14 protein-coding genes are annotated in these 20545 nt (G+C 52.2%); 8 read left to right on the top strand and 6 right to left on the bottom strand.

Translation table 11 applies throughout. The features are described from left to right. Window positions 1–28 precede the first annotated feature (28 nt). The 3 genes from arnT to arnF are packed head-to-tail and all read left to right on the top strand — an operon-like array spanning window position 29 to window position 2390. Window positions 29–1690: a lipid IV(A) 4-amino-4-deoxy-L-arabinosyltransferase gene (gene arnT / locus F3J38_RS03685; protein WP_167135172.1), complete on the top strand. Its 1662-nt coding sequence runs from the start codon at window positions 29–31 to the stop codon at window positions 1688–1690. Continuing rightward, window positions 1687–2019, top strand: a complete 333-nt coding sequence (arnE, locus tag F3J38_RS03680; RefSeq protein WP_084931289.1) for a 4-amino-4-deoxy-L-arabinose-phosphoundecaprenol flippase subunit ArnE — start codon at window positions 1687–1689, stop codon at window positions 2017–2019. Before arnT ends, arnE begins: the two co-directional genes overlap by 4 nt. Then, complete coding sequence (gene arnF / locus F3J38_RS03675; RefSeq protein WP_167135170.1) at window positions 2016–2390, top strand: 4-amino-4-deoxy-L-arabinose-phosphoundecaprenol flippase subunit ArnF; 375 nt, start codon at window positions 2016–2018, stop codon at window positions 2388–2390. The genes arnE and arnF overlap by 4 nt, the downstream gene beginning before the upstream one ends. 710 nt (window positions 2391–3100) lie before the next feature. On the opposite strand, the gene F3J38_RS03670 is transcribed toward arnF, so the two are convergent. Both F3J38_RS03670 and F3J38_RS03665 read right to left on the bottom strand, forming a co-directional pair. After that, entirely contained in the window at window positions 3101–4258 is a 1158-nt protein-coding gene (locus F3J38_RS03670) for an alpha-hydroxy acid oxidase (protein WP_167135168.1), read from the bottom strand. 144 nt (window positions 4259–4402) lie between these two features. Continuing rightward, entirely contained in the window at window positions 4403–5746 is a 1344-nt protein-coding gene (locus F3J38_RS03665) for an MFS transporter (RefSeq protein WP_167135166.1), read from the bottom strand. Between the two features lie 560 nt (window positions 5747–6306). Between F3J38_RS03665 and F3J38_RS03660 the strand changes: the two genes are divergently transcribed. The 4 genes from F3J38_RS03660 to iolG all read left to right on the top strand — a co-directional run bounded on the left by F3J38_RS03660 (window position 6307) and on the right by iolG (window position 15638). Continuing rightward, on the top strand, window positions 6307–11844 hold the full coding sequence (locus tag F3J38_RS03660; protein ID WP_240155880.1) for an autotransporter outer membrane beta-barrel domain-containing protein: 5538 nt from the start codon (window positions 6307–6309) through the stop codon (window positions 11842–11844). A 326-nt stretch (window positions 11845–12170) separates the two neighbouring features. Continuing rightward, window positions 12171–13622: a sugar porter family MFS transporter gene (locus tag F3J38_RS03655; RefSeq protein WP_167135164.1), complete on the top strand. Its 1452-nt coding sequence runs from the start codon at window positions 12171–12173 to the stop codon at window positions 13620–13622. Between the two features lie 151 nt (window positions 13623–13773). Continuing rightward, window positions 13774–14595 carry a TIM barrel protein gene (locus tag F3J38_RS03650; protein ID WP_167135162.1) on the top strand — a complete coding sequence of 274 codons (822 nt, stop codon included), beginning with the start codon at window positions 13774–13776 and terminating at the stop codon, window positions 14593–14595. 32 nt (window positions 14596–14627) lie between these two features. Then, window positions 14628–15638 carry a bifunctional inositol 2-dehydrogenase/D-chiro-inositol 1-dehydrogenase gene (iolG, locus tag F3J38_RS03645; protein WP_084931298.1) on the top strand — a complete coding sequence of 337 codons (1011 nt, stop codon included), beginning with the start codon at window positions 14628–14630 and terminating at the stop codon, window positions 15636–15638. A gap of 17 nt (window positions 15639–15655) precedes the next feature. On the opposite strand, the gene F3J38_RS03640 is transcribed toward iolG, so the two are convergent. The 3 genes from F3J38_RS03640 to F3J38_RS03630 all read right to left on the bottom strand — a co-directional run bounded on the left by F3J38_RS03640 (window position 15656) and on the right by F3J38_RS03630 (window position 18148). Continuing rightward, a complete protein-coding gene (locus F3J38_RS03640) occupies window positions 15656–16552 on the bottom strand; it encodes an alpha/beta hydrolase (RefSeq protein ID WP_167135160.1) in 897 nt (298 codons plus the stop codon). Between the two features lie 101 nt (window positions 16553–16653). Next, a complete protein-coding gene (locus F3J38_RS03635; protein ID WP_167135158.1) occupies window positions 16654–16842 on the bottom strand; it encodes a glutathione S-transferase family protein in 189 nt (62 codons plus the stop codon). Between the two features lie 277 nt (window positions 16843–17119). Continuing rightward, the gene (locus F3J38_RS03630; protein ID WP_167135585.1) at window positions 17120–18148 is read right to left on the bottom strand and encodes an MDR family NADP-dependent oxidoreductase; all 1029 of its coding nucleotides are present in this window, start codon (window positions 18146–18148) and stop codon (window positions 17120–17122) included. 56 nt (window positions 18149–18204) lie between these two features. Between F3J38_RS03630 and F3J38_RS03625 the strand changes: the two genes are divergently transcribed. Further along, window positions 18205–18843: a TetR/AcrR family transcriptional regulator gene (locus F3J38_RS03625; protein WP_167135156.1), complete on the top strand. Its 639-nt coding sequence runs from the start codon at window positions 18205–18207 to the stop codon at window positions 18841–18843. Window positions 18844–18847: 4 nt separating this feature from the next. Here the strand turns inward: F3J38_RS03625 and betA are convergent, their stop codons facing one another. Next, a complete protein-coding gene (gene betA, locus F3J38_RS03620; protein WP_167135154.1) occupies window positions 18848–20527 on the bottom strand; it encodes a choline dehydrogenase in 1680 nt (559 codons plus the stop codon). Between the last annotated feature and the right edge of the window lie 18 nt (window positions 20528–20545).

Below are 20545 nucleotides of genomic sequence, written 5' to 3'. Positions count from 1 at the left end.
ATCACAGGAAATTTTATAGGAACCACGGATGCGTACAGGTACCAAAACGGCGCTATTGCTGGCGCTTTTCGCGCTTTACTATCTCATTCCAGTTGAATTCCGTGCTTTATGGCAACCGGATGAAACCCGTTATGCCGAGATCAGTCGTGAGATGCTGATGAACGGTAATTGGGTGGTGCCGCACTTCTTTGACTTACGCTATTTCGAAAAGCCGATTGCGGGATATTGGGTCAACAATATTGGACAGATGTTGTTTGGCCATACTAATTTTGGTGTCCGTGCGGGTTCGGTATTCTGCACAACCCTCAGTGCGGTGCTAATTTACTGGCTGGGAAAACAGATGTTTGCCAGCCGGAAAATCGCGCTGACAGGCAGCGTCATCTTCCTGACTTCTCTGCTAGTGTACGGGATTGGCACTTATGCCGTGCTTGACCCGATTCTGTTGCTCTGGCTGGTGGCCGCGATGTGCAGCTACTGGTTAGCAGCGCAGGCGACCACTACGCAACAGCGCCTGTGTGGCTATGTCTTGCTGGGTGCTGCCTGTGCAATGGGCTTTATGACCAAAGGTTTCCTGGCGTTGGCGGTGCCGGTGCTGGCCATTTTGCCATGGGCAATCTGGCAACGCCGCTTTGGCGAACTGTTGCGGTGGGGGCCCTTAACGATCGTCGTCGCTGCACTGTTGAGTGCACCTTGGGCACTGGCTATTTATCGTCAGGAAGGCGATTTCTGGCACTACTTCTTCTGGGTTGAACATATCCAACGTTTCGCCGAGAAAGACGCCCAGCATAAGGCACCTTTCTGGTACTACCTGCCGGTGTTGCTGGCGGGCTGTTTGCCTTGGTTAGCGTTGCTGCCGGGTTCGCTAATGGGTGCCTGGCGCCAGCGCAGTCAGCATACGGGTGCTGTGTATCTGCTGAGTTGGGTGCTGCTGCCGCTGCTGTTCTTTAGCATTGCCAAAGGGAAACTGCCGACCTATATCCTGCCATGTTTTGCACCGCTGGCTCTGCTGATGGCGCACTATGCGCACAGTGGGACAGCGCAGGTGGTTAAAGCGTTTAAAGTGAACGGGTGGATCAATCTGCTGTTCGGTGCGATCACTACGATAGTCTTGCTGGTGGTTATCGCCCCTTGGGGTCTGTCGCACCGTCCGGTTTATGCCAGCGATGAGACCGTCAGGGTGATTTGCGGTGCGGTGGCTTTTGCCGGTTGGGGGGGTATGGGATGGCTGAGTCTGAAGCCAGGTCGTTGTCGTTGGCAGTTGGCGGCACTTTGCCCGTTAATGCTGGCTCTGTTAGTGGGTTTTGCCATTCCGCAGAAGGTGCGTGATTCCAAACAGCCTCAGAACTTTGTCAGCGCGGTGCACAATCAATTGGTGGATAGTCGTTATCTGTTGGCTGACAATCCCGGTGTTGCGGCGGCGGTGGCATGGGAAACCGAGCGCAGTGACATCACGTTTTACGACGCCAAAGGAGAGCTGGAATATGGTCTCAGCTATCCTGATGCACAAGCGCGTTACGTTGATGGTGCCGCCTTTGCAGACTGGCTGCGTGAGCACCGTCGTCATGGCAAGGTATCCTTAGTGATGATGCTCACGTCGGGAGAAAAAGGCCCGGATCCCTCAATGCCCGTTCCGGATGATGTTTATCGCCAGGGGCGATTGGTTTATTACGGTTACGACGCTAAACCATGAGTTTATTACTCATTCTTCTGGTGAGTCTGTTGAGTTGCGCCGCCCAGCTGTGTCAAAAGCAGGCGGCGTATCTCGGCATGCGACACGGCAAAAAAAAACTGATCATGTGGATTGGGCTCAGCATTATGTTGCTGGGCGTTGCGATGCTGTTGTGGCTGCTGGTACTGCGTGTCGTTCCCGTCAGTGTTGCCTATCCAATGCTTAGCCTTAACTTTGTGTTGGTGGCGATAGCGGCAAGATTGATCTGGCGCGAGACCTATAGCTTACAACAATGGTTTGGCACGCTGGCGATAGTGGCGGGTGTGGCGCTGATGGGGAGCCACTTATGAAAGGGGTAATGCTTGCGTTGTGCAGCGTGCTGCTGGTATCGCTTGCGCAACTGGTGCTGCGCGCGGCAATGCAACAATTCCCGCCGCTGGCTGAGATCCTGAGTCCACAAATAGGGCAGCACGTTAAACCTTTACTGCTGCTATGTTTGGGACTTGGCGCTTATGCACTCTCCATGTTGTGCTGGATGCTGGCGCTGCGTCATTTGCCACTTAACCGGCTCTATCCGCTGCTGAGTCTGAGCTATGTGTTGGTGTGGCTCGCCGCTATCTCTTTGCCGATGTTTGGTGAACCTTTTCGCTGGAGCAATTTTGCAGGTGTACTGCTGATTGTTCTCGGTCTGCTTTGCGTATCTTTACCACGAAATAAATAGGGTGCAATTAGGCGTAATACCTGTCAGTTAAGGTGCTGTTCGAATGAGGCCGCCATTTTATATAAATGGCGGTCTTTTCTTATGCGCGTTTTGGTGCGGACCACAGCGCCTTTGCTGCTGCCGGGCCGTCCTCGCGCCGCTACGCGGTGCCCTCGGCTGCAACATTGTGCCGGCCGGAACGTTCGGGTACGGCCGTCCTGGTCGACCCGAACTGCCTGTCGCATCCCTGCGACTGGCTCCTGGCACAACGTCTCCGCCTCAGCGCTGCGAATAGCCCGTTGCAGCAGCAGAGGCGCTGTGGCCTCAGACACTGTGCCCTTTGTGGCAGTAAAAGCGCCAGAGTCTTCACCATCGAACCCTCTCCAACAGCGTGAACAGATGTCAGCAAGCAGGCTGGGGCCGCTCTGGGGCTGGCATTTCGCAGCGCTGAACGGAATGAGGAAGCCAGGAGAGCCAGCATGGATGCTGGCGAAAGGTGCAGCCGGGACAGGGAAAGTCCCTTCTGCACCGGTCCGTCAGGCTGACGAGTGAAGTGAAGGTACCGCGTCAGCGGCGCGAGGACAGCCAGCCCCAGAGCGGCACCAGACTGCGTTATCACCACATGCTAAACTGATAACTATTACGCCATTAGGCGGCATTGTCTCCATCTACGCCTTCACAAAAACGGTCTAATACCGCGCTTCATGGGCTGATTAGATTAAGTGACAACGTCACTCTGTCAGGCGTAAATGGTGCAGTTTGATGTCAGCCAACGACGGAGCGCCCAGCATGCCAATGTCGCGGCTGACTTCATTGACAATTAGATCGATTGCCCATTCAACGCCCGCGGTGCCTGCCACTGCGCAAGCATAGTTAAAAGGGCGTCCTATAAAGCAGGATGTTGCGCCCAGTGCCAACGCCTTAATAACGTCAGTCCCGCGCCTGATCCCGCTATCAATCATCACTGTCATGTCACCTGCCGCTTCGACGATCTCCGGTAACACATGGATGGGCGAGATCACTGTGTCCAGCTGGCGGCCGCCGTGATTTGACACCACAATGCCATCAATGCCCATGGTCTTACAGCGCTGAGCATCCTTGCGACTGAGAATCCCTTTGATCACCATCTTGCCCGTCCAGCGCTGGCGGATATGTTCAATGTGCTGCCAGGTAAGATGGCTGCGGCCGCTAAAATCACGTACTGCTTTATTTGAAAAAAGCGGAGCACCGCGTAGGGCTTGGTTATTTTCAAAATAGGGCATGCCGCTGGTCAGCAGCGTTCTCATCAGGGTGCCAGCAAGCCAGCGCGGGTGGGTAACACCTTGCCAAGCCAGAGAAAGACTGGGACGAAATGGCGTGGCAAATCCGGCACGGACATTATTTTCACGGTTGGCTTTAACGGGGGTATCAACGGTCACCACTAAAACAGGAATCGCCGCACGTTGCACACGATCCACTAGCGCATCGATCTCTGGCAGTGTTTTGGGCAGATAAGCCTGAAACCACATATTTGCATTAACTTCCGCAACATCTTCTAGCCGAATTAACGATGAACCGCTCATGATAAAGGGCACATTCTTTTTCGCGGCAGCGCATGCCAGCGCAATATCACCCTGAAACCCGGTTATCGCCGAGATGCCCATAGGAGCGAGCCCCACAGGTGCAGCGTAGCGATGGCCAAACAGTTCAACCTCGGTATTTCGCTGTGAAACATCCACCATATTTTCTGGAATCAGGCTGTAACGTGCATAAGAGTTGCGCGTTTTGTTCAGCGCAATATTGTCTTCAACACCACCGGAGACGTAGGCATACAAGGGATGAGGTAGCCGTTTCACGGCATATTTTTCAAAATCATTCAGAGAAAGACAACGTTCAAGCAGTTTACTCATAGGAAACCATCTGGCGGGAGAAGATAACATGATGAAAAAGCATGCTATTGCACAGGAAAGATTTAGCAAATGCTGAAAATGGAAAAGGTTTTGCGAGAATGGCATATAGAAAAAGAGCGGCATGCAGCCGCTCTGATAAGAAGATTAATGTTGCTGCCAGGGATGATATTCACCATTACGGCGACCCGGCGCTGTTTCGGGCAAACGTAACAGGCCAATCACCGAAATCACACCCAGCACGGCCACATAGAGCGCTAATCCATACCAATGCCCATCTGTGGCTTGCAAAATTTTCACCGCGACCAGACCGAGCACACCACTGCCAATCAGGGAGCCGATCTGCCAAATCACCGCAATACCGCTGCAGCGGATGTGGGTCGGGAACAACTCAGGGAACCAAGACGCTTGTGGCGCATAACACATGCTGTGGCCAAGGGTCAGGGCGACAATCATGGCAATCTGCGTTAACCAGTAGCTGTTCTGTGACAAGGCATAAAAGAACGGCACGATTGAAAGAACAATCAGCAACGCACCCATCATATAAACTGGTTTGCGACCGATTTTATCTGACAGCGCGCCCATTAACGGAATGGCGAAGACTTCCAGAATCACGGCGACAATCATGCTGTTCATCAGAATGCCGGAGTCGAGATTATTGGCCTTCCCCCACGCCAGAATGATCACTGTAAACAGCGCAAACGCGCAGGCTTCAATCAATTTTGCTGCTACGCCATTGACGACCAAGCGTGGATTGCCGCTGATGACCTCTTTCAACGGACGAGATTCCGCTGCCTTGGTTTCACGAATGGCAGCGAACACCGGTGACTCATCAATACGCAGACGAATAAACAAGCCAACGATCACCAGCACCGCGCTCAGCAGGAAGGGGACACGCCAGCCCCAATCCATCATTTGATCGGCAGATAAGGTGGCGTTGAGGATAGCAAACAGTGCCAGCGGCAGTAAGAAACCCACCGGTGCGCCAATTTGCACCCAGCTAGCAAAGAAGCCACGGCGTGAGGCTTGCGCATATTCGGCGGTCATCAAAACCGCGCCAGCTTGCTCACCGCCAACACCAAAGCCTTGTAACAGTCGGATAGCAATCAGCAATACAGGAGCCCAGATACCCATTTTTTCGTAAGTGGGCAGCACGCCAATACAGAAGGTTCCGAGACCGACAATCAGGATGGTAGCTACCAGTGCTTTTTTACGACCGACTTTATCGCCGATGTGCCCAAACACAATCCCGCCAATTGGGCGTGCCAGGAAGCCCACCGCGTAGGTGGCAAAAGCGGCGAGGGTGCTGATTAACGGATCGTGGCTGGGAAAAAACAAATGACCAAAAAACAATACGGCAGCGGTGCCATAAGCAAAGAAGTCATAATATTCTGCCGCCGTACCAATTGCGGAGGCACTGGCAACCCGACGAATGAGTGAGGTGTGGTTTCCCTGATCGGTCTGTGTCTGGGTAAGGGTGGAAGATGCCATAACAAAGTTCCTGCCTGTTTTATAATGTTAGACTACCATACAAGAAGGTTTGTTGATTTGTTGCGCGAATGATCACAGATTTAGCCTGGTGCGACTTTATTCATACTGCACAGAGTACATAGCCGATGGGAAGCAGGGAAAGTGACTGGTAATAAAATTAGATATTAGCTGGATGATTCGCTGCGTTAATTTCGTTGTGCTTTAAATAAAAAAAATTGGATCTGTTTATTTAACTATTTCTTTTGTTTGTTCGCTTTCCGATGGAGTAAATTTTTTACAGTTATTTTTGGTGTTATTTTTAAACTCAAACAATTGAATTTAATCATGTTAATTAAAGGCTGCTATTCGTTTTTTCTTGTTGATTATAAAGGGTTAATTCCTAATTTACCTTAAGTTCAGTCCATAACCTTAACTCCAGCTAGACGTTTTCTTTACGAAATGATGTGATTGCTCAACATCATGCATTATCAATTCATGTTTTATCGCATTCATTAAATAAACTGTCATGCATGGCGCTGCGTTGCCGTGTGGAAAATATTATTTTCTCTCTGGAGGAAAGGATGTTGTTCAAATTAAAACCGTTGGTTATCAGTTTGCTGGCAGCGCAGGGCGTCATCATTCCTGCCACGCAACCCCTTGCTGCCATCATTCAACCTTTTGACCCTGCGAAAAATGACAATAAGGTTGGCGTGTTCTGCGTCTGCAATGGCAGTACGCAATCGCTGACCGGTTTACCGCAATTTGCACCAGGTAAAAGTGGAGAAGTTCTGGTCACAATTGGTCAATTACAGGATCAAGGCAGACTGGTCACGGACAACAATCTATTAGGCAAGGAGCGCTTGAGCTTGGGCGCGCAGGATTTCACCATCTCTGTCCCAAACGAAGATCACCGCTCCTACAGTAACTACGAAACCTATAACAGTGCGGCGCTGAGTAATCTGGCTCCGGTAGACAGCAGTACTGTGGTCACCGATTTCGAAGAAGTGAAGAATCAGCAGTACATCGATACCCGTGTTGCCTCGGTCAGCAATGGCACCATAAATGTGCAACTCGGCACTGACGGTGCCAGCACGTTGACCAATGGCTGGGAGATGGCAGCGAAACAGAGTCGCCTCTTTACCGCCAGCAACAAAGGCAATATGAATTGGGATTCGGATAATCGCATCACGTTCACTGCCACACAGATTCCAGCGGTGTCACGCTGGGGACTCAATGTCGAGAATCTGGTGAGCTATAACGGTGCCTTTAGCGTCACTACGCTTTACGGTGATACCACTGATTTCAACATCACCAACCTCGGCGAACTGCACCAGTACAACGATTGGCTGATTGAGCAGCTGCAGAATGGCGTGATCAGTCCTGATGACTACAACGCTGAGTTTAATAAAGCCGTGACGTTGAGCAGCGGGCTGGTGGTTTGGGGCGTGAATACCCCTGATGAAGATGAAGCCTTCCTGCCGATAGGTGAGCGCATCGTGCTGAGTGCCGATGGTGTGAATGCCTATGCCACCATTGAGGCGGGGAAAACCCTGGAAGTGGCGAATGCCAACGGTGGGGCGATGCGTGCCGATAACGGTGCCACAGCAACTATCAATGGCAAACTTGCCAGTACCGGTAGTGGCATAACCGATGACGATGCACTGGTGCTGACCACCGGCAGCAGCGGTATCAATAATGGGGTTATCAATAGCGGTTTCTTCAACTATGCCGATGGCAGTGGCATAGACAGCAGCACTCTGGGACCCAATGGGCTAGCGGTTAATGCCAGCAACAGCCACTTTATCAATAACGGCATTATCAACAGTGCAGGCTCTGCGGTCAGGCTGGAGAACAGCACCGCAGTGAATAACGGCACCATTAACCTGGTGGGCGACAGGGGTAGCGCCACGGCCGTCACGGTGAGCGGTGCGACGAGTGCTTTCGCGAATAATGGCACCCTTTACCTGGGCCGTACGCCACAAAACCAACCCGGTGATGCCACCTCCGATACGGTGCTGAGCAGTGCCACTGGCATTCAGCAATCCGATAACTCCAGCGTCATCAACAATGGCCATATTGTCATCGGTTCAAAAGTGCAAAGTGGCGCGGCAATGCGTGTTGACGGTGCTGAGGATGCGGTGACGCGCAACAATGGCGTAATTGATGTCAATGGGCGTGGATCTGCACTACAGGTGGTCAATGCTGGCAGCGGCGGCAACGTCGGCAACGCTGGAGCGATCAATTTAAACGGCGATAACGGTACGGGTCTACTGGTGACAGCGGATGACGGGTATCTCGCACATGCCTGGTCAACCGGTCCCATAACTATCGCCGGTAATGCCAATGCCGCGAGCGGGACGCGCAATACCGCCGTGTGGGTCAACGGTATTGAGAGCGGCGTTGCATCTGCCGAAATCAGCGGACCGATCACCTTAAACGGTGCGGGAGCGATTGGAATACGCGCTGAAGGTAATGCCACCGTGAACGTGGCACGAAGTGCCGTGCCGACCAGCAATAACAGCCCCGATCAAATCACCTTTCTGGCTATCGGCCCGAATGCGCATATCCAATTGCCTGCCAACGGCAGCTATGGCGTCACGGGCGACAACTCATCGATTTTTCGTGTACAGGATGGCGCAAGCTTTGATGGTAGCGGCATGACGTTGGCGTCGAACGGGAATCTTTCAACAGCGGTGTTGGGCAGCGGTGATAACACCAAGGTCAGCACCGGCAGTGCCATCTTTAACCTTGGTGATAATGGGATTGGCTTACGCATTGAGGGGGCGGCTCAGGGCATTATCGACAGCGCAACCACCTTCAACATGAACGGCGTACACAGCATCGGCGCACAAGTTCAGGGTAACAGAACCGATCTCACCGGTAATATCACCAACTCAACCTATTTACCCTATACCAATACCTTGTTGACCAATAACGCCAACCTTAGCGGTACACAGAGTCAGCAGGTTGGTTTTATCGCCAGCAGTCAGGGGCAGTTAATCAACAACGGCGATATTACGCTAACGGGCAGTGGCTCCACTGGCATGGCGGCGCTGGGGGCGAATGCCACGAACAACGGCACAGTGTCAATCAGCAATGGTAGCACTGGACTCTACGCAGAAGGCCACAGTTACTCGGTTGCTGCGCGTATCACCAACGATGGCACGCTTAATGTCACCGCCGGCAACGCCAGCGCCGAGCAGCCTTCCGTGGGGGGTGTTGCGGCGGGCGATGTGGGGTATTTCTACCAAAACGGCACGATAAATCTGTATGGCGAACATGCGTTGGGCGCGCTGGCTGTTGACGGCGGTAGGGTAGTGATTGGCGCGAACAGTGTGGTCAACGCCCATGATGCCAATCAGGTGGGATATGCAGCGCTGGATGGTTCAAGCAGCATTTCCAACAGTGAGAGCCTGTCATCCAATAGCGATCAATTGACACTTTTGCGAGCCGGCAATGGCGGCGTAATCAATAACCAGGGCAACCTTGATCTCAAGGGCGCCAACAGCGTGGGCGTCAGCCTCGTTGATAACGGCAATCTGTATAACAGTGGAGTCATTCAAACCGCTGCGGGCGTAGCGTTGGAAGCCACATCAGGCACGGGGCGTTACTATCAAAACAGCGGGCAGATCTATGCTAACGGCGGCACCGCCGCCATCCGGGTTGGTAACGGCGCCGTGCTGGATATCGTCGGTGATGGACAAGGTGAACAGTACACCAGTTATACCAGTTCGATTTTTGCGCAGGGCGCTGATACGGTGTTGCTTGATACTGGCGCGCAAGGCTTTAGCGCGGATCATGTGGTATTAAGCGGAACCGGAACGTTGATCAATAACCGCGCAGAAACCAGTAACATCGCGCTAAATTATGTGCGGCTCGATATTAATGATGGTATCGGCATCCGTTCAGCAACCTCGTTCGATCCTGACGGCCATGCGTACATCAATGTGTCCGGGAATGGCAGTGGGACGGGTTATCTGTTCGCGAATGAAGACGGTTCCGTCACGCAAAACGATCTGACCATTGGGCCAAACTATTACATTTTTGTCTCAGGTAATAACACTGGCGTGCGTGCGAACACCACCGGCAACGTGACGAACCTGGGCACCATCGCGGTGTATGATCAAAATGGCGGTTCTGCGATCGTCACCCATACTGCCAGTGAGGTGATCAACCGTGGCGGGATCATCTCCCTCAGTACCGTATCCCCCATCATCGATTTGCGCGGTGGTCAGACGCGTTTTATTAACCAGGGCAATATCAGTGCACCCTTCCCGGAAACGGTGGTGGTGGCTGGTGGTGACAGTGATGACCAGATCGCGCTACTGGCAGGCAATGTGATTGGCGATGTTGACACTGGCAACGGCAATGACACGCTTCAGGTTTCGGGCGGCACGCTAAACGGCAGCCTGACAATGGGTAATGGCACCAATCAAGCCTTGGTTGAAAATGTCAGCTTGGCCAATACGCGTCACATCACCACGGCCGATGGTATCGGAAGCACCCTTAATTTCAGCGAGATTAATGCGCGCGGGGGATCATTCAGCGCCGATGATCTCAGCAAAGGCACCAACCTGGGCGGCGGCTGGAGCACCATCAATTTCTTCAACACTCAATGGACGTTAACCGATAACCTGAAGCTGGCGCACAGCACCATTAATATCGGTTCTGGTTCGACTTTGTTTGCGGGTGATGGTGTGAATCCACTTTTGAGCGGTGCCTCAGACGGCTCGCTGGTGGTGAATAATGCGGGCACCTTGGACCTGACCAATGGCAGTGGTATTCCGGGCAATACGTTGACCATCGACGGTGACCTCAACGCATTAGGGGGCAGCGTCAAGCTGAATACGCAACTTGCCAGCGGTGGTCTCAGCGACAGCGTGCGGGTTAATGGCAATACCAGCGGTACCACGTTACTAAATGTCAAACCGGTGGCGGGCAATTTGCAGGTGATTGCGCCGGATCAAGGACTGTTATTGGCACAGGTGACGGGTAATGCCAATGCGAGCAGCTTTGCTCTGGCAAACGGCTATGTCGCCTTCGGCCCTTATCAATACGGTCTCTACAGCAGCACCAACGGTTCTGCGTGGGATTATCGTCTGGCAAACAATTTCGTGACTGATGCTGCGGGGAATAGGGTGCGTCCGCAACTCACACCACAAATGCCCTCCTACATTTCTGCCCCCGTCGGGCAGGCCTACTACAACATGGCGGTGATGGACGACCTGCATAAACGTTTAGGCGAACTGCGCGATGATACCGGCACGGGGGCGAGCAATGGCGGAGAGATGTTTATTCGCTATCTCGGCTCCAATCTGACGTATAAGAGCGACCGCAGCCTCAGTCAGTACGGATACGATTTCGATCTTGATTACAGCGCGGTACAACTCGGCGGTAATCTGATTCACCTTGATGGCGCCAGTGATAGTCTGCGAGCAGGTGTGGCCTATACCCGAGGCAATGCGCGTATTCGTCCTGACGCGACGGACGGTTACAGCTCGACGAGTCTGGATAGCGATACGCTTTCAATTTATGCCACTTGGCTGCGCGACAGCGGATTCTATGTGGATGGCGCACTGTCGTTTGACTGGTATCGAGGTGATACGGATATTGCGCGTCAGAAAGAGGTGGGTAAGTTGAAAGGGAATGGCTGGGGAGCCTCACTGGAAACCGGCTACCCATGGCAACTCGGCCACGGTGTTCGTTTCGAACCCCAGGCGCAGCTGATGTACTTGCAGCTTAATATGGATGACTTGGTCGATCGCGACAACACCCGGGTCAGTTGGGGAAGCTACGATCAAACCATTGGGCGCGTAGGTGCGAGGTTGGACCGTACCTGGCAGGACAGCGCAGGTCAGCAATACACGCCGTATTTACGCACCAGCTATACCCGAGGATGGGGAGGTGCAGCCACCACCAACGCGCGCATTAATGGCGGCACGGACAATGTCAGCTTTGATAGCGGCAAGTTCGGCCAGATGTGGGACGTGGGGATTGGCGGCACGGCAGCGCTAAAAGGCAACCTCGCCTTGTATGTCGAAGCGGATTATCGCCAGGAGATTGACGGTAACGGCACCAAAGGCTGGCGTTACAATGGCGGGGTACGCTGGCAATTCTGATGGTAAAAACCCTTGCACTAACGGTTTTTGTGTAAGGGTTTTCTTATTTCCTCTCCAGACATTCCTCTTTTTATTATTCAGATCTTTTCAACGTCAATTATATCAACCTCGGTTTTACTGAGGCCATTTCATTTATGACATGGCCTTTCACGCGAAATTCCTCTATCTCTTGATGTTAAACCATCAAAATAAAATATCTAAAATGCTTGAGATCACAATTTGGACGGTAAGTTTCAAATAAAAATTAACATGAAATAAAAATACCGCTAGCGTGAAACTCTGTTTTGTTCTGCTGTATTTCCTAATGCGTTTTACCAGGAGGGGTTATGGAAAAAGAACTTTATATATCGACGAATACAGCGTCCGGTCCGAATAGCGTCACGCGGACTGAACCTTTTGTGAAGATCATTGCCTTGGTCGCCACCTTAGGCGGTTTATTATTTGGTTATGACACGGGGGTAGTATCCGGTGCGCTGTTATTTATGCGCGATGATTTGCAATTAACTCCATTTACCACTGGCCTCGTGACCAGCTCGTTACTGTTTGGTGCTGCCTTTGGTGCCTTGTTGGCCGGGCATTTCGCCGACGCCATGGGACGCCGTAAAATCATTATCATCCTGGCGTTTATTTTCGCTCTGGGTGCCGTGGGTTCAGCCTTCGCGCCAGATGTCGTTTCCATGATTGTATCGCGCCTGTTTCTGGGGATTGCGGTAGGCGGCGCGGCGGCCACCGTGCCGGTCTACATCGCGGAAATCGCACCTGCCAATAAACGTGGCCAACTGGTCACCCTGCAAGAGTTGATGATCGTATCAGGTCAACTGCTGGCTTATGTATCAAACGCCACTTTTAATGAGATCTGGGGGGGAGAACATACTTGGCGCTGGATGCTGGCGATCTCAACCGTGCCAGCGGTGCTGTTGTGGGTCGGGATGATTTTCATGCCCGAAAGCCCGCGCTGGCACGTAATGCGGGGTAACACGGGTGAGGCGAGGAAAGTACTGGAGAAAACCCGAGCGGCAGAAGATGTCGAATGGGAGTTGGAAGAGATTGAAGAAACCATCGAAGAAAACCGCCAGAAGGGTAAAGGTCGCCTGCGTGACCTGAAGACACCTTGGCTACGCAAGGTGTTTCTGCTGGGCATTGGTATTGCGGCTATACAGCAATTGACCGGCGTAAACACTATCATGTATTACGCGCCCACTATGCTAACAGCGACAGGGTTGAGCAATGATGCGGCACTGTTTGCCACCATTGCTAACGGCGTTATTTCCGTGTTGATGACGCTGGTAGGGATTTGGATGATTGGCAAAATTGGCCGCCGACCGCTAGTGCTGGTTGGACAAATGGGCTGCACGGCTAGCCTGTTCTTTATTGCCGCCGTGTGCTTCTTCATGCCGGAATATCTTGCGGGTGGTGAGGTTAACCTGGTGCGTGCCTATCTGGTGTTAACCGGCATGTTGATGTTCCTGTGCTTCCAGCAAGGAGCGCTTTCCCCGGTGACCTGGCTGCTATTGTCGGAGATTTTTCCCGCCCGAATGCGAGGGATCTGTATGGGCGGTGCGGTCTTTGCGCTGTGGATGGCTAACTTTGCCATCTCGATGGCCTTTCCGATATTACTCGCCGCTTTCGGGCTGGCAGGTGCGTTCCTGACCTTTGCGATAATTGGCATCGGTGGCTCGATGTTTGTCTTGCGCACCATACCGGAAACGCGTGGTCGCAGCCTTGAACAGATCGAACACTACTTCTATGAGTTGTATGACGGTAAGCCATCAAGGTGACGTGGAACATATTTGAGTGGCGTTGATGTAAATCACTCAACGTTCACGCAGTGCGGAACAAAAAGATAATTTACTATCAAAACCAGTTAATGCGTTGCAGCAAAACAGAACATCTCTACGTAAAAGGCTGATTATTATCCCAGGAAAGATCATGACGTACAAAATAAGTAATGACCGTCTCTGTGTTAACCGTAAAATCGCACCAAACTTGAGTGTTGATGAGTTTTTTAGTTTGGTGAAGGGTTTGGGTTTAAATAAAGTTGAAATCCGCAATGATATGAAAAGTGGTAGTGTAACAGACGGCTTGGGTGGCGAAAGAATACGTGATCTGGCTCGCCAATATTCGCTTTCAATTGAGACCATTAATGCCGTCTATCCGTTCAACCAATTAACGGATGAAGTGTTAAAAAAGACTCGTGGTTTATTAAATGACGCGCGTGAAACGGGAGCAAAAGCTTTGGTTCTGTGCCCGCTGAATGATGGCACCGACATCTCCAATGAACAGACGGTTGCCGCGCTGAAAACTCTTGCTCCCCTGTTTGCGGAATACGGCGTTCAAGGGCTGGTGGAGCCGTTGGGTTTTCCACAAAGTTCATTGCGTTCTGCCGCGCTTGCGCAGCAGCTCATCAAGCAAGCAGGCGCGCCATTCAAAATCGTGCTCGATACCTTCCATCACCATCTGTATGAAGGGGCTGAACAAGACTTCGCGGGAGGCGTGGATGTTAACAATATCGGACTGGTGCACCTCTCGGGCGTGACCGATACGCGTCCTACCGCTGCATTGACCGATGAAGAGCGCATTATGCTCAGTGCCGAAGACTTGCTGAAATCCCGTCAGCAAGTGCAGCGTCTTGAAGAGATGGGCTACACCGGTATTTACGCGTTCGAACCTTTCTCGTCAGTGATGGATGCATGGAGCGAAGAGGATATCGCCCGTGAAATTCGTACCAGCATTGACTACCTGAACCATTAATTTCACCTGTACAAAGATCGAAGGAACTCATCATGACCCTCAATATTGGTGTAATCGGCACGGGCGCTATCGGCCGCGAACACATTCGTCGTTGCAGCCAGGTGCTGCAAAATTCACGCGTTGTTGCACTCAATGATATCAACCGTGCTAACTGTGAGCAGGTGATTAACGATCTCGGGCTAAAAGCGGAGATCTATGACAACGCCCATGATCTGATTAATGCACCAGATGTACAGGCTATTCTGGTGACATCTTGGGGGCCTACGCATGAAGAGTTCGTGCTGGCGGCAATCAAAGCGCGTAAAGCGGTTTTCTGTGAGAAACCACTGGCGGTGACAGCCCAGGGTTGTATGAACATTGTCGAAGCCGAGATCGCGGCAGGTAAAAAACTGGTGCAGGTTGGCTTTATGCGTCCTTACGACAGCGGCTATCGAGCCTTAAAAAAGGTGATTGATAGCGGCGAAATTGGCGAACCTCTGATGCTGCACTGCGCACACCGTAACCCAGAAGTGGGGGATTCATACACCACGGACATGGCCATCACCGATACGCTGATCCACGAGCTGGATGTGCTGCGCTGGCTGCTGAAAGATGATTACGTCAGTGCGCAGGTGATTTATCCGCGTAAAACCCGTAAAGCCTCTTCGCATCTGAAAGATCCGCAGATTGTGCTGCTGGAAACGGCCAAAGGCGCGCGCATCGACGTGGAAATCTTCGTTAACTGCGAATATGGCTACGATATTCAGTGTGAAGTGGTGGGGGAAACCGGTATCGCCAGTCTGCCTGAGCCGATGTCTGTTCAGACCCGCAGCGCTGCAAAACTCTCAACCAGCATTCTAACTGACTGGAAAAAACGCTTTATTGATGCCTACGACGTTGAACTACAAGATTTCATCAATAACGTGTTGTCTGGCGATATGACCGGTCCATCCGCCTGGGATGGTTATGCGGCGGCGGTAGCGGCAGATGCCTGCGTTGCTGCGCAAAACAACGGTGAGATTGTGCCGATTAAAATGCCACCGCGTCCGGCGTTCTATCAATAATACGATTTTTTAGCAGGTTAGCTGCTTAACCAGTGCAGATAATGTCCAGGCCACTCTACAGTGGGTGTGCCTGGTTTACCCAAACCAAACCCGTGACCACCCGTAGCATAACGATGCATTTCAACCGGAATATGCTGTTGCTTACATGCTTCAGCCATGATCAGGGTATTGTGCGGATCGGATATGGGATCATCCTCTGACTGTACCAGGAAAAACGGCGGTGACTGCGGATTAACATAAGTCTGTACTGACCAGGTTGTATCCGCCTCTAGCGTGGCATTGCTCCCTACCAACACTTTGTGGGTAGACGTATGTGAGTAGGGTGGCTCCAGGGTGATGATCGGATAAATGAGTGCGGCGCGTTCCGCGGATGCCGGCAAATTATCTAATGCATCGGCCGCCTGATAAGAGCGGAAATCTGGGCGATTGGCCGCCATTCCTAACAGATGTCCTCCAGCAGAAAATCCCAAAATGCTGACATGTTTCTCACGTTGACGAACCATACGCAGTGCGCGTTGCGCATCCTGCAATGGGGCTAACGCGCCATCTTTCCAGCCTTCCTGTGGCAGGCGGTAGCTCAGTACGTACGCGGTGTAGCCATGAGACGCCAGCCATTGTGCCGCAGGCCAAGCTTCTTTACCCATCTCAATACGTGTGTAACCACCGCCTGCCGCGATGAGTACTGCTTGGCCGTTAGGGCTGACGGGGTGCAGCACGGTCAATGTGGGCATTGCGATATTGCTTTGCGCTCCCTTGGCAGTGAAATGCATAGCCCCCAATGGGCCGCCGCCACCGGGTGGTTGTTTCGGCCACAGCGGGAGAACCACCGGTTTAGCCGTCACAGCTTGGCTTAAACCACTGTGAACAACAAAGGGTGAAAGAGAAAGACAGGTGAGAAAATGGCGACGATTCATAGCCGATCCAAGCTGAGTCAAAGTAGGCTATTGAAACAGAAGAATCGGCAGAGAAAATGAAGAAGATGTTCAATTATATGTGCAAACGCGTCATTTATTTCTCAGCCAGCCACGCTGCTTGAGTAGCAGGGCGTGCGTGAATCGCTCGATGATGGCAATCCAGCCGCCGGCCAACCAGCAAGGTCGATATCGAAAACATTGCACCAGCCGCATAGGACATAAAGATTGATGTCCGCAATGCTCATCGCCTCACCCAGCAAAAACAGATTGTCCTGTAACGCCGCTTCCATTTTGGTCTGGTACGTGTAACGGATGCATCGGCTACAGCGGTTGTGAAGGCCTTTTGGGATTTTGCTGCTCGTACCTTTAAGTGAATCAACGCTCTTCAGCTAACTAGTTACAACATACCGTAATCTACTCATGCCATCACACTGGAAGCTTCAGCGTGAATTTCGCTTAACAGCGGATAATTTTCACTACGAAAATGCCGAAGGATATGAGAAATCGGGTGATGTGGAATCACAGAGAAGAGCAGAGCACATTTGATGCTCCCCTCGGTGCAAAAATTTACAGCGCGACTAACACGACTCCACGCGCCTTACCGGAGCAGGCATCGTCCAGCGCCTGTGGTGCTGAATCTAGCCCCTGATAAAGGCTTGAGGCAAAGTGAATATCTTTCCAATCAGGATGCCCAAGCTGGTCTATCCATCTGTTAAACACTTCTGGATTCTCATCGGCGCTATAGCCCTTAAGCGTGACGCCTTTCACGATCAAGGCAAAGGAGTCGATTTCGACTGGCGCGATTTTTGTTGATTGCTTATCTGCCAGCTCGGCAGAAAGGGCACCTAGCAAAATGTAACGAGCATGTTCACGCGCTTGTGACACGGCGGCTTCCAGCTGTTCACCGCCGACAATATCGACAAACACATCTATGCCTTCCGGCGCACTCAGTTGGAGTTGCGCGGCAATCGTGCCTTTACCACATTCAATTGTTGCGTCGTATCCCAACTGTTCACGCATCCAGTGAGCCTTCTCTGCCGAACCCGTGCTGCCTATGACTTTTGATGCGCCGAGACGACGTGCGATCTGACCCGCCATCGAACCAATCGCACCGGCACCACTGGACACAAAGACGGTATCCCCGTTGCGTATCTGAATGCCCTGCGTTAATGCTGCATAAGCAGTCCATCCGTGGCCAAGATAGGCCGCCGGGTCATGAATCTCCTTTCCGAGTGCAACACATTGCTGAGAATCAACCGAGGCGAACTCACGCCAGCCGTAGGGATGCATCACAAAATCACCTGGCGTTAAACCACTCTCAGTGGGTGCCTCAATGACTTGACCGATAGCGGCATCGGCTAAGGTGTCGCCGATTTTTAGCGGAGGGAAGGGAATGCCTTTTACCTCTTCGGCTTCTACGCTCATCATCAGGCGCGTTGAGATGGAGACACGGAACCAACGATTCTTTACCAGCACCTTGTCGGCCTGAGAAGCAGGCAGAGGAAGCCCAACTAAGGCAAAGTTGTTTGGGTTGGGCATGCCATGGCTGCGCAGGCTTAAACGAATTTCCCTGTTGTGAATATTTTCAGGTAACATCACGGTTTTCCTCGGTATGTGAGTGAATACTCGTATTATCGTTTGGAGGTCAACTGATGAATACTCGTGTTACGGACACCATGCGCTCGATGCGCAAAGCGCCGCGCCAGCGGCGTTCACAAGTGATGGTGGATGTGATTTTGCAGGCGGCGGCTCGCGTCCTGGCAAAGAATGGCTGGTCAAAATTTAATACCAACGAAGTTGCGCGCATTGCTGGAGTCAGTATTGGCTCGCTTTATCAATATTTCCCCAATAAGTTGGCGCTGGCTGAGGCGATTCGTCAGCAACATCTTGATGCGATTCTACAGGTTCTTGCTGCCGCAACGATTGAAGAAGGGGAGCTGATCAAGCGGATTGAACGCTTAGTTGAGGGTGTGATTGCCGTGCATTTGATCAATCCGAGTCTGCATCGGGTCTTACTGGATGAGGTGCCACTTTCTGAACGCAGCGCACATGAGGATTTTGAACAGCGCTACGCACAATTTTATCGGCAGTTTATTGAACAAAATTTGCAGGCAGATGCGTTTCGCACGTCGATAGCGGCCAAAGTATTGGCGTCTGCGGTTGAAGGCGTGGTGCATGATGCTTCCAGGCGCAATGAGCTCGACTCGAATGAATTAAAACAGGAATTGCAGAAGCTAATACACGCCTATCTGGAAAGTAAACAGGGTGACAAGATTGCCACCCCAGAATAAACGCTTAGGCACGCTTCGGCTCGCCACGAACCGGCAGGTCACCCGCAACAAAATAATCCGCTTTGCTGCGCGCTAACGGCTCACGACCTCGAATATTATCCGCGATCTTTTCACCAATCATAATGGTGGTGGCATTGAGGTTACCGGTAATGATCAGCGGCATAATTGAAGCATCGACCACGCGCAATGCTTGTAATCCGTGAACACGACCTTCTCCATCGACAACCGCCATTTCATCGCTACCCATTTTGCAGGTGCCGCAAGGGTGATAGGCCGTTTCTGCGTGGTTACGCACAAACTCATCCAACTGCTCATCAGTTTGGCAATCCATACCGGGGCTGATCTCCGCGCCACGATATTTATCCAGCGCAGGCTGGTTGATAATTTGACGCGTAATGCGGATAGCATCGCGGAACTCATGCCAGTCCTGCTCATGTGCCATGTAATTGAACAAAATGGCAGGATCGCGGCGCGGATCGCGTGACTTGATGCGCACATGGCCCCGGCTCGGTGAACGCATTGAGCCTACGTGACACTGGAAACCATGCGCTTCAACCGCATTCGACCCGTTATAGTTAATCGCCACCGGCAGGAAGTGATACTGAATATTTGGCCAGGTGAACTCTTCTCGACTGCGGATAAACCCACCACCTTCAAATTGGTTACTGGCACCAATACCCGTGCCGTTAAACAGCCACTCAGCACCAATCTTCGGCTGGTTATACCATTTCAGTGCCGGATAGAGTGAAACCGGTTCTTTGCACTCATACTGCAAGTACATTTCGAGATGGTCCTGTAGGTTTTCACCCACGCCAGGCAAGTCATGCACGACCGGGATGTCAAATTTCTCCAGCAGCTCTGCGGAACCCACACCTGAACGCTGCAATATCTGTGGCGAGGCGATTGCGCCAGCACAGAGTAATACTTCACGGCGCGCATGCACCTGATGTGAAGTGTTGCTACCGCCTTGCAAGTACTGCACGCCGACCGCGCGTTTACCTTCAAACAGAATGCGGTCAGTGGTCGCATGGGTCACGATTTTGAGATTTGGACGCACTTTTGCGGTATCAAGATAGCCACGCGCGGTGCTGGAGCGACGTCCCTTCGGCGTCACAAACCGATCCATCGGACCAAAACCCTCCTGTTGATAGCCATTCAGGTCTTCCGTGCGTGGGTAACCTGCCTCGACACCCGCTTCAATCATCGCTGCGAACAGTGGATTGTTATCAGGCTTACAGGTGGTGATGCTCACCGGGCCTTCGCCACCGTGGTAATCATTGGCGCCAATGTCGCGCGTCTCTGATTTACGGTAGTAGGGCAGGCAATCCAGATAGCTCCAGCGCTCAAGCCCTGGCTGTTGCGCCCAGTTATCGAGATCCATGGCGTTGCCACGGATGTAACACATCCCGTTGATCAGTGATGAGCCACCCAGACCTTTGCCTCGTCCGCACTCCATGCGGCGATTGTTCATATGCGGTTCAGGTTCAGTTTCATACGCCCAGTTGTAGCGTTTTCCCTGCAACGGATAAGCCAGGGCCGCAGGCATCTGCGTACGGAAATCAAAGCGGTAGTCAGGACCACCTGCTTCTAACAGCAACACGTTCACGTTGCTATCTTCGGTCAGTCTTGTTGCCAAAACGTTCCCTGCGGATCCGGCTCCGATAATGATGTAATCAAATTCCATTAGTCGCTCCTCAGGTTA

Origin of the sequence: Candidatus Pantoea formicae (assembly GCF_011752625.1) — a bacterium.
In the GTDB taxonomy this organism is placed as follows: domain Bacteria; phylum Pseudomonadota; class Gammaproteobacteria; order Enterobacterales; family Enterobacteriaceae; genus Pantoea; species Pantoea formicae.
The sequence above is the reverse complement of the archived record's forward strand: the minus strand, read 5'-3'. Positions and strand labels throughout refer to the sequence as shown.